9 protein-coding genes are annotated in these 9,413 nt (G+C 68.9%); 7 read left to right on the top strand and 2 right to left on the bottom strand.

The window, feature by feature from the left end:
- Positions 1–778: 778 nt before the first annotated feature.
- The 6 genes from alaS (at position 779) to BWR60_RS34685 (ending at position 7,103) form a co-directional block, all read left to right on the top strand.
- On the top strand, positions 779–3,433 hold the full coding sequence (gene alaS / locus BWR60_RS34710) for an alanine--tRNA ligase (RefSeq protein ID WP_088157698.1): 2,655 nt from the start codon (positions 779–781) through the stop codon (positions 3,431–3,433).
- A 123-nt stretch (positions 3,434–3,556) separates the two neighbouring features.
- Positions 3,557–4,021 carry a GcrA family cell cycle regulator gene (locus BWR60_RS34705; protein ID WP_088157696.1) on the top strand — a complete coding sequence of 155 codons (465 nt, stop codon included), beginning with the start codon at positions 3,557–3,559 and terminating at the stop codon, positions 4,019–4,021.
- Positions 4,022–4,312: 291 nt separating this feature from the next.
- The gene (locus BWR60_RS34700; RefSeq protein WP_144445864.1) at positions 4,313–5,209 is read left to right on the top strand and encodes a phosphodiester glycosidase family protein; all 897 of its coding nucleotides are present in this window, start codon (positions 4,313–4,315) and stop codon (positions 5,207–5,209) included.
- Between the two features lie 97 nt (positions 5,210–5,306).
- The gene (locus tag BWR60_RS34695) at positions 5,307–5,894 is read left to right on the top strand and encodes a hypothetical protein (RefSeq protein WP_088157692.1); all 588 of its coding nucleotides are present in this window, start codon (positions 5,307–5,309) and stop codon (positions 5,892–5,894) included.
- A 71-nt stretch (positions 5,895–5,965) separates the two neighbouring features.
- Positions 5,966–6,502: a hypothetical protein gene (locus BWR60_RS34690; RefSeq protein ID WP_088157690.1), complete on the top strand. Its 537-nt coding sequence runs from the start codon at positions 5,966–5,968 to the stop codon at positions 6,500–6,502.
- A 67-nt stretch (positions 6,503–6,569) separates the two neighbouring features.
- The gene (locus BWR60_RS34685; protein WP_144445863.1) at positions 6,570–7,103 is read left to right on the top strand and encodes a hypothetical protein; all 534 of its coding nucleotides are present in this window, start codon (positions 6,570–6,572) and stop codon (positions 7,101–7,103) included.
- Positions 7,104–7,156: 53 nt separating this feature from the next.
- On the opposite strand, the gene BWR60_RS34680 is transcribed toward BWR60_RS34685, so the two are convergent.
- Positions 7,157–8,371, bottom strand: a complete 1,215-nt coding sequence (locus tag BWR60_RS34680; RefSeq protein WP_088157686.1) for an NADP-dependent isocitrate dehydrogenase — start codon at positions 8,369–8,371, stop codon at positions 7,157–7,159.
- Between the two features lie 75 nt (positions 8,372–8,446).
- Positions 8,447–9,031, bottom strand: a complete 585-nt coding sequence (locus BWR60_RS34675; RefSeq protein ID WP_088157684.1) for a TIGR00730 family Rossman fold protein — start codon at positions 9,029–9,031, stop codon at positions 8,447–8,449.
- Between the two features lie 161 nt (positions 9,032–9,192).
- Here BWR60_RS34675 and BWR60_RS37870 point away from each other — a divergent pair.
- A partial coding sequence (locus tag BWR60_RS37870; RefSeq protein WP_218823825.1) for a hypothetical protein occupies positions 9,193–9,413 on the top strand: 221 nt, incomplete at its 3' end.

Here is a 9,413-nt window from a genome sequence, read left to right as displayed (position 1 = left end):
GCCCGGGTGCGGGAGGCGGACGTCATCGCCTGGCTCGACACCGAGACCACGCAGACCGTCGCCCGCCGCCTCTGCCGCTCCCTCGGCATCGACCCCTACAACTGCTTCGAAAAGCCGGACGTCGCCGACACCGGGTGAGGGGATAGGCCGGAGCCACCCCCTCACCCGAAATCGCTACGCGATTTCGACCTCTCCCCAAGGAGAGGTGACCAACCCCTCTCCTCGGGGAGAGCTACGGCATCTACAGATCTGCCGAACGCCGTGCGATTGCCTCTCCCGCTTGCGGGAGAGGTCGGGCTCGCGCAGCGAGACCGGGTGAGGGCGGCTCGGTCGCGACACCAGGATCAGCGCCTCAGGAATGGGCGGATCGCATGCTTGCTCGCGGCAAAGCCGTGCCTTCGGCGAAGCCGCTATCCCCTCACCCGGACATCCTTCGGATGTCCGACCTCTCCCGCAAGCGGGAGAGGCAATCCGTTTTGCAAGCCGCCGTCGATATCGCCGATCAATATGTAGATGCCGTAGTCGGAGAGAGGGAGGGGCGCGAAGCGACGCGAGGGCGAGGGGGCCATCCTCCGGCCCGATGCCGAACATCATGCCTCCTCCCGCCTCCCCGTCGCAGCGAGGGAATCCGCCGCGTCGCCCGCGCGGCGGGTTGCATCGGCAACGAATCCTCCGCGTCCCTTCCTGGACAGCGGTCGCCCTGGCGCGCTACAAGCGACGGCTCGGCCGTCGGGTTCTCCGGGGCCGCACCATCAAGACGCCCAGGCCGACCTCCCCGATGCAGACCGTCAACGACATCCGCTCGACCTTCCTCGACTTTTTCGGCGAGAACGGCCATGAGGTGGTGGCATCCAGCCCGCTGGTGCCGCGGAACGACCCGACGCTCCTGTTCACCAATGCCGGCATGGTGCAGTTCAAGAACGTCTTCACCGGCATGGAGACGCGGCCCTACCAGCGCGCCACCACCTCGCAGAAATGCGTGCGCGCCGGCGGCAAGCACAACGATCTCGAGAATGTCGGCTACACCGCCCGGCACCACACCTTCTTCGAGATGCTGGGGAACTTCTCCTTCGGCGACTATTTCAAGGAGCAGGCGATCGATCTGGCCTGGGGCCTGATCACCCGGGAATACGGCCTGCCCAAGGACAAGCTGCTGGTCACGGTGTACCACACCGATGACGAGGCCGCCGGGCTGTGGCGCCGCATCGCCGGCCTGCCGGAGGAGCGGATCATCCGCATCCCGACCTCCGACAATTTCTGGGCGATGGGCGACACCGGCCCCTGCGGCCCGTGCTCGGAGATCTTCTTCGACCACGGCCCCGGCATCGCCGGCGGCCCCCCAGGCAGCCCGGACGAGGATGGCGACCGGTTCATCGAGATCTGGAACCTGGTCTTCATGCAGTATGAGCAGGTCACCAAGGAGACGCGGGTCGACCTGCCGCGGCCGTCGATCGACACCGGCATGGGGCTGGAGCGCATCGCCGCCGTGCTGCAGGGCAAGCACGACAACTACGACATCGACCTGATGCGGGCCCTGATCGAGGCGTCGGCCGACGCCACCAACAGCGACCCGGACGGCCCGCACAAGGTCAGCCACCGGGTGATCGCCGACCATCTGCGCGCCACCTCGTTCCTGATGGCCGACGGCGTCATGCCGTCGAATGAGGGCCGCGGCTACGTGCTGCGCCGGATCATGCGCCGGGCCATGCGCCACGCCCATCTGATCGGCGCCCGCGACCCGGTGATGTACCGGCTGGTGCCGGCGCTGGTGCGCCAGATGGGCGCCGCCTATCCCGAGCTGGTGCGGGCCGAGGCGCTGATCACCGAGACGCTGAAGCTGGAGGAGACCCGCTTCAAGCAGACCCTCGACCGCGGCCTGCGCCTGCTGGAGGACGAGACCGGCCGCCTCGGCACCGGCCAGGCCCTGCCGGGCGATGTCGCCTTCAAGCTGTACGACACCTATGGCTTCCCGCTCGACCTGACCCAGGACGTGCTGCGCGGCCAGGGCCGCGCCGTCGACACCGCCGGCTTCGACACGGCGATGGAGCGGCAGCGCGCCGAGGCCCGCAAGAACTGGGCCGGCTCCGGCGAGGCGGCCACCGGCGCGTTGTGGTTCGAGTTGAAGGAAAAGCTCGAACCCACTGAATTCCTTGGATATGACACCGAGGCGGCCGAGGGTGTCGTCACCGCGCTGGTGGTCGACGGCCAGGTCGTCGACCAGGCCGGTCCGGGCGCCGAGGTCGTGGTCGTGGTCAACCAGACCCCGTTCTATGGCGAGAGCGGCGGCCAGATGGGCGACGCCGGCACGATCACGCTGGCCGGGGGCGCCGGCGGCGTCACCGTCGCGGTGCGCGACACCCAGAAGCAGGCCGGGGTGCTGTGGGCCCATATCGGCACGGTCGAGGCCGGCACGCTGAAGGTCGGCGACGCGGTCGAGCTGAAGGTCGACCATGCCCGCCGCAGCGCGCTGCGCGCCAACCACTCCGCCACCCATCTGCTGCACGAGGCGCTGCGCCGCCGGCTGGGCGAGCATGTCACCCAGAAGGGGTCGCTGGTGGCGCCGGAGCGGCTGCGCTTCGACATCAGCCAGCCGCGGCCGCTGACGCCCGAGGACATCGCCGTGGTCGAGGCCGAGGTCAACGCCCGGATCCGCGAGAATTCCGAGGTCACCACCCGGCTGATGACGCCGGAGGACGCGATCGCCGCCGGCGCCATGGCGCTGTTCGGCGAGAAATATGGCGACACGGTGCGCGTCGTCGGCATGGGCCAAGACGGCAACAAGGCCTATTCGCAGGAGCTGTGCGGCGGCACCCATGTCGGCCGCACCGGCGATATCGGCGCTTTCCGGCTGGTCTCGGAAGGCGCGGTCGCCGCCGGCATCCGCCGGATCGAGGCGGTGACGGGCGAGGGCGCCGTGGCCTATGCCGCCCATCGCGACACGCTGCTGGCCGAGGCCGCCGGCGCGCTGAAGGTGACGCCGGAGGAGCTGCCGGCCCGCCTGGCCGCCCTGGTCGAGGAGCGGCGGCGGCTGGAGCGCGAGGTCTCCGACCTGCGGCGCAAGCTGGCGACGGCGGGCTCCGGCGGCGGGGCCGGGCCCGAGGTCAAGCAGATCGCCGGGGTCAAGTTCACCGGCCGCATCCTCGACGACCTGCCGGCGCGCGAGCTGAAGCCGATGGCCGACGCGCTGAAGCAGCAGCTCGGCTCCGGCATCGTCGCGCTGGTCGGCCGGGCCGAGGGCAAGCTGTCGGTCTGCATCGGCGTGACCGACGACCTGACCGGGCGCTTCGACGCGGTGGCGCTGGTGCGCGCCGCGGCCGAGGCGGCCGGCGGCAAGGGCGGAGGGGGCCGCCCGGACATGGCGCAGGCCGGCGGGCCGGATGCGGCCCGGGCCGGCGAGGCGTTGGCGGCGGTCGAGGCGGCGCTGGCCGCCTGACCGGAGGGGCCTGAGAGGGGCCTGAAAGGATCTGTCGCGGCGGTCGCGGATGTGGTAGCGTCCGCGACTGAAGCCGCAATATGTGGTACGCGCAGTCGATGCGCGTGATCTTGGGAGAAGCGGATGTCTTGGACCGAAGAAAGGGTGGCGCAGCTGCGTCAGCTCTGGGGAAACGGGAAGAGCGCAAGCGAGATCGCCGAGATCCTGGGGGGCGTCTCTCGCAACGCGGTGATCGGCAAGGCGCATCGGCTGGAGCTGTCCGGCCGGCCGTCGCCGATCAAGCGCAAGGAGGATGAGGAGGAGGAAGAGGTCGCCGCCGCCGCTCCGGCCGCCGTCGAGGCCCAGCCGGCCCCGGTGGAGAAGGTCGCGGCCAAGCCGGCGCCCGAGCGCAAATCGGGCGGGGCCACCATCCTCAACCTGACCGAGCGGATGTGCAAATGGCCGATCGGCGATCCGCGCGACAAGGACTTCCACTTCTGCGGCAAGGCCTCGCACGGCAACCTGCCGTACTGCATCGAGCATGCCCAGATCGCCTATCAGCCGCCGGGCAAGCGGCGGGACGAGGATCGCGCCATCCTGCGGGCGTGATGCCCGGCCGGGGTTGATCCCCGGCGACGTGATGCGATGGGGCCGGTACCGCAGCTGCGGGCCGGCCCCATGCTCTTTGCGGCCCGGTCGGGCGGCATTCCCTGCGGTGACGCAACGATCCTCCCATCGAAGCCGGCCATCGCCAAATGGTCATGCAGAAATGGGATAGTCGTCGCGGTCGCGATTCCGGGGCAGCTCCAGGGGATCTTAGGAATATCCCTTTCGGTCCTGCGGAGATGAACCGGATATCGGGCGACATCCAGTTCATCGCAGGGAAACGACATCGTGATTTTGAGACAATTACTGGCCGTCCTGGTGGTCGGCCTGGCCGCTGTTCAGGCGCGGGCGGATGACGGCATCACCCAGAGCGGCTACTCGCCCCTCTATCTCGGCGTCGACATGGCAACCGCGACCGTGCCCTCGAACCCGCTGACGCCGGACGGGCCGGCGACGGTCAGCCGGGCCAGCATCATCCGCGTCGACCTGTGGGCGCCGGGCATCGCCCTGACCGGGACCGAGCGCAGCGGCCCGCTGGAGACCACCGCCGAGACCGTCTCGCAATTCGCGGCGCGCAAGCGCGTGCGGATCGCGATCAACACCAACTTCTTCGCGCCGTGCTGCACCGCGGCGCCGGAGCCGAAGACCGTGATCGGGCTCTTGGTCTCCGACGGCAAGGTGGTCAGCGCCCCCGGTTCCGACGACCCGACGCAGAGCCAGGCGGTGCTGGCGGTGACCCGCGGCGGGGCCGCGATCATCGCCCCGGCCTCGGAGATCCGGCTGCCGCAGGTGCGCACGGCGGTCGCCGGCTCGGCCTTCCTGGTGCGCAACGGCAAGGACGTCAGCGCGGCGAGCCCGAGCCAGGGCGACCCGAACAACCCCAATCCGCGGACGCTGGTCGGCCTGTCCGATCACGGCCGCTACCTCTACCTGGTGACCGTCGACGGCCGCGTGGCCGTGTATTCGCGGGGCACCACCAACGCCCAGTCGGCGGCGCTGATGCTGGCGATCGGCGCGACCGACGCGATCAATCTCGACGGCGGCGGGTCGACCGAGATGGTGCGGGCGGACGATCCCGGCCATCCCTACATCGTCAACACGCCGAGCGGCGGGGCCGAACGCTATGACGGCGCATCCCTCGGCGTCTATGCGCTGCCGCTGCCGCGGCGCCCCGGGGAGCATCGGGATTGAACGGCTCCGAGGCACGTTTCCTTCAATTTGACACGAATTCCGCTCGACGCCGCCCAATTTTCGGGGATTAATTCCCTATCTCCGGGGGGAGGGGGCAATGGGGCGAGGGTTTTCGATCAAGGCCGCCGGGCTGTTCGTCCTGGCGGCCCTTTGCTTGCCGGCGATGGACGCCGTCGGAGCGCCACCGCCGAAGCGGCGGCCTTCGGTCGATGTCGGATCGGACACGCCGATCCGCTTCGTCTCCGGTCCTTTCGCCGGCGTTGCCGTCAGGACCGGCAGTCATCTGGACCAGCCGTTCGACGCCGACACACCCTATGCGCAGGACCAGGCGATTTACGCGGCTGCGGGCCTGCGCCTCACGATCCATTGGGCGCGACTGGGCGGCGGGCGTATCTGGACGACGGCCGCCGATCCCGCCTTGCTCGATGAATGGGTCGAGATCCTGCGCAAGACCAACAGCGGGCTGACCACAATCGTGCTGGAAAGCAGCGGGGAGCCGGTGAACGGCCTGCCGGCTGTCACCAAGACGGTGGTCTACACCGGGGCCGATCGGCGCTGCGGCGTCTTCGTCCTGGGCCGGGACGCGAACCGGATCAGCGGTCATCTCTGCGGCGTGGGGAGCCAAGCCATCCCGTTGCGGGCGACGTTGCTGGGACTCTCGATCAAGGGCGTGGTCGGCCCCTAGGGACGATCCAAATGGGCGGCGCCGATGGCCCAGGCGGCCCGCACCGATCCAATCCTGGGCGGAGGGGGATCATGTTCGATCGTGTGTCGCGCTATGCCATCGGCGTGTTCGCCATGGCCGCATTCTCCTGGCCGGCGCTGGCCGAGGAGTCGCCCATCAGCTTCGTCTCGGGGCCGCTGCAGGGCGCCGTGGCGGAGAACGTCGAGCACAAGGAGGATACGCTGGCCCATTCCGCCTTCGGGGCGATGACCACCGACACGGCGGTGTTCAAGGCCGGCGGGATGATCGCCTATGTCGACTGGTCCCGCCTCGGCGGCCACTACGGCTGGAAGGACACCGATGTGGTCGCCAGTCTGTCGGATGATGTGAAGGATATCTTCGAGGCCACCGGCTTCACCATCCTGGAGAGCGACCGGATGTCGGTGAACGGCTATCTCAGCCGGTACCGGAAGATCGCCCTGACGGGCATTGATCGCCGCTGCGGCGTCTTTGCGATGACACGGCGGACCCACATGATCACGGGCTTTGCCTGCGCGCCGTCCCGGCAGGCCTTCAGGGTCCAGGACGTCATGGACGGCATCTCGATCGACGGCGTGATCGGGCCCTGAGCGACCAACGGGCGGAGCCGCCGGCCCGGGTGGCCCGCACCGATCCAATTCCGGGCGGAGGGGGATCATGGTTCATCGAATGATGCGGTGCGCGGCGGGCATTCTCGTCGCCGCGGCGCTGTCCTGCCCGGCTTCGGCCGAGGAGTCGCCGATCGATTTCGTCTCGGGGCCGCTCGCCGGGGCGGCGGCCCGGAACGCCAAGCACGAGGAGGCGCAGGCGTCCGAAGGCAGCGGCGTTGTCCGGACCGACACGGCGACCTTCGAGGCGGGCGGGCTGTTCGCCTTCGTCGACTGGTCGCGGCTGCCCGGCGGCTATCACTGGCGCTCCACCGATCGCATCGGCTCCCTGACCACCTGGCTGCAGAGGGCCCTCAAGGCGACCGGCTATACCGTCGTGCGGGGCGACCGCACGACGGTGAACAGCTATCTCACCCAGTACCGGATCATCAGCCTGACCGGCTCCGGCGATCGCTGCGGCGTCTTCGACATGCAGCGCACCAATCATCTGATCCAGGGCGCCGTCTGCGTGCCGAACGGCGGGGAGGTGCCGCTGCTGGCCGTGCTGCAGGGGCTCTCGATCGACAATGTGATCGGGCCCTGAAGCAGAAAGGCCGGCGTGAGCCGGCCTTCCTCTCTCGGCAGGGCCTGAGGGCGTCAGCCCATCGCCGCCTGCAGGTTCTGGTCCAGCTTGTCCAGGAACTGCTCGGTGGTCATCCAGGGCTGGTCCGGCCCGATCAGGATGGCGAGGTCCTTGGTCATGTGGCCGGCCTCGACGGATTCGACGCAGACCTTCTCCAGCGTCTGGGCGAAGCGCAGCAGATCCGGCGTCTCGTCGAACCGGGCGCGATAGGCCAGGCCCTGGGTCCAGGCGAAGATCGACGCGATCGGGTTGGTCGAGGTGGCGCGGCCCTTCTGGTGCTCGCGGTAGTGGCGGGTCACCGTGCCGTGCGCCGCCTCGGCCTCGACGGTCTTGCCGTCGGGGGTCAGCAGCACCGAGGTCATCAGGCCGAGCGAGCCGAAGCCCTGGGCCACCGAATCCGACTGCACGTCGCCGTCATAGTTCTTGCAGGCCCAGACGAAGCCGCCTTCCCACTTCATGGCCGAGGCGACCATGTCGTCGATCAGGCGGTGCTCATAGGTCAGGCCGGCCTTCTGGAACCGGTCCTTGAACTCGGCCTCGTAGACCTCCTGGAAGATGTCCTTGAAGCGGCCGTCATAGCCTTTGAGGATGGTGTTCTTGGTCGACAGGTAGACCGGCATCTGGCGCAGCAGGCCGTAGTTCAGCGACGACTGGGCGAAGCCGCGGATCGACTCGTCCAGGTTGTACATGCTCAGCGCCACGCCGGCGCCCGGGAACTTGAAGACCTCGAGCTCGACCGGCTGGCTGCCGTCGGCCGGGGTGTAGGTCATGGTCAGCGTGCCGGGGCCGGGGACCTTCAGGTCGGTGGCGCGGTACTGGTCACCGAAGGCATGGCGGCCGACGATGATCGGCTTGCGCCAGCCCGGCACCAGACGCGGCACGTTGCGGCAGATGATCGGCTCGCGGAAGATGGTGCCGCCGACGATGTTGCGGATCGTCCCGTTCGGCGACTTCCACATCTTCTTGAGGTTGAACTCCTTCACCCGCGCCTCGTCCGGGGTGATGGTGGCGCACTTGACGCCGACGCCGTACTTCTTGATCGCCTCGGCGGAATCGATCGTCACCTGGTCGTCGGTCTGGTCGCGGTACTCGATCCCGAGGTCGTAGTAGCGAAGATCGATGTCGAGATACGGCAGGATCAGCTTGTCCTTGATGAACTGCCAGATGATGCGCGTCATCTCGTCGCCGTCGAGCTCGACGACCGGGGTCTTGACCTTGATCTTGGCCATGTCGGGATCTTTCCGCTTCGGACAGGAATGGCCGGGCTTATAGCACCCGGCCGCGGGGGACGAAAGGAGAGGGGGCTACACCCATTTGTCGCTGGCGCGGCCGGCGATCGGCTGCGGTGCGGCGATGGCGCCGAACACCTCCTCGACCGTCTCGACCACCTGGAACAGGTCGCGATGCTCCCGCCGGCAGAAGCCCTGCGCGATCATGTGGTCGACCAGGCGCAGGAACGGGCGCCAATAGCCGTCGATGTCGACGAAGACGACCGGCTTCTCGTGCAGCTTGAGCTGCCGCCAGGTCAGCATCTCGAAGGCCTCGTCCAGCGTGCCCAGCCCGCCGGGCAGCACGATGAAGGCGTCGGAGCGGTCGAACATCATCCGCTTGCGGGTGTGCATGCTGTCGACGACATGCAGCTCGGTCAGGCCGGTGTGCTCGACCTCCAGCGCCTGGATGTGCTCCGGAATGATGCCGACGACCTGGCCGCCGGCGCCGAGCGCGGCATCGGCGACGATGCCCATCAGCCCGACGCGGCCGCCGCCATACACCAGTTGCAGGCCGCGGGCGGCGATCAGGGCGCCAAGGCTGGCGGCGGCGGTTTTGTAGCGCTCGTCGACGCGGGTGGAGGAGCCGCAATAGACGCAGAGGGAACGGATGTCGGCCATGGGATCGCACGCAGGTGGCTACGGGGCCGGCACGGCCGGCGCGCGACATTAGGAAGGGATCGACCTTGGAGCAAGTTTCGATGCGGCCGCAGCAGCGGTTTGTTGCGAGTCGATGACTACGCGGATAATTTGGCCCGAATACTATCGGGGCGGTTCCTGCGTTGAAAAAAATCCTGTTGATCGGCGGCGTTGCGGTCGCTGTGCTCGCGGCTATCCTCGCCGTGGTCCAATACACCGGGCAGCCCCGCGATGCGGCCTCGCCGAGCGTGGCCCTGGCTCCGGCTGCGGGGCGGGCTCCGGCTCCGGCCGCTCAGCCCGCGGCGGCCGCGCCGAAACCTGCCGCCCCGGCGCCCGCGGCCGAGGCGCCGAAGCCCGCCCGCCC

The sequence above is a fragment of the Inquilinus limosus genome, from assembly GCF_002195995.1.
Classification (GTDB): domain Bacteria; phylum Pseudomonadota; class Alphaproteobacteria; order DSM-16000; family Inquilinaceae; genus Inquilinus; species Inquilinus limosus_C.
This window is presented reverse-complemented; position numbering and strand designations above follow the sequence as displayed.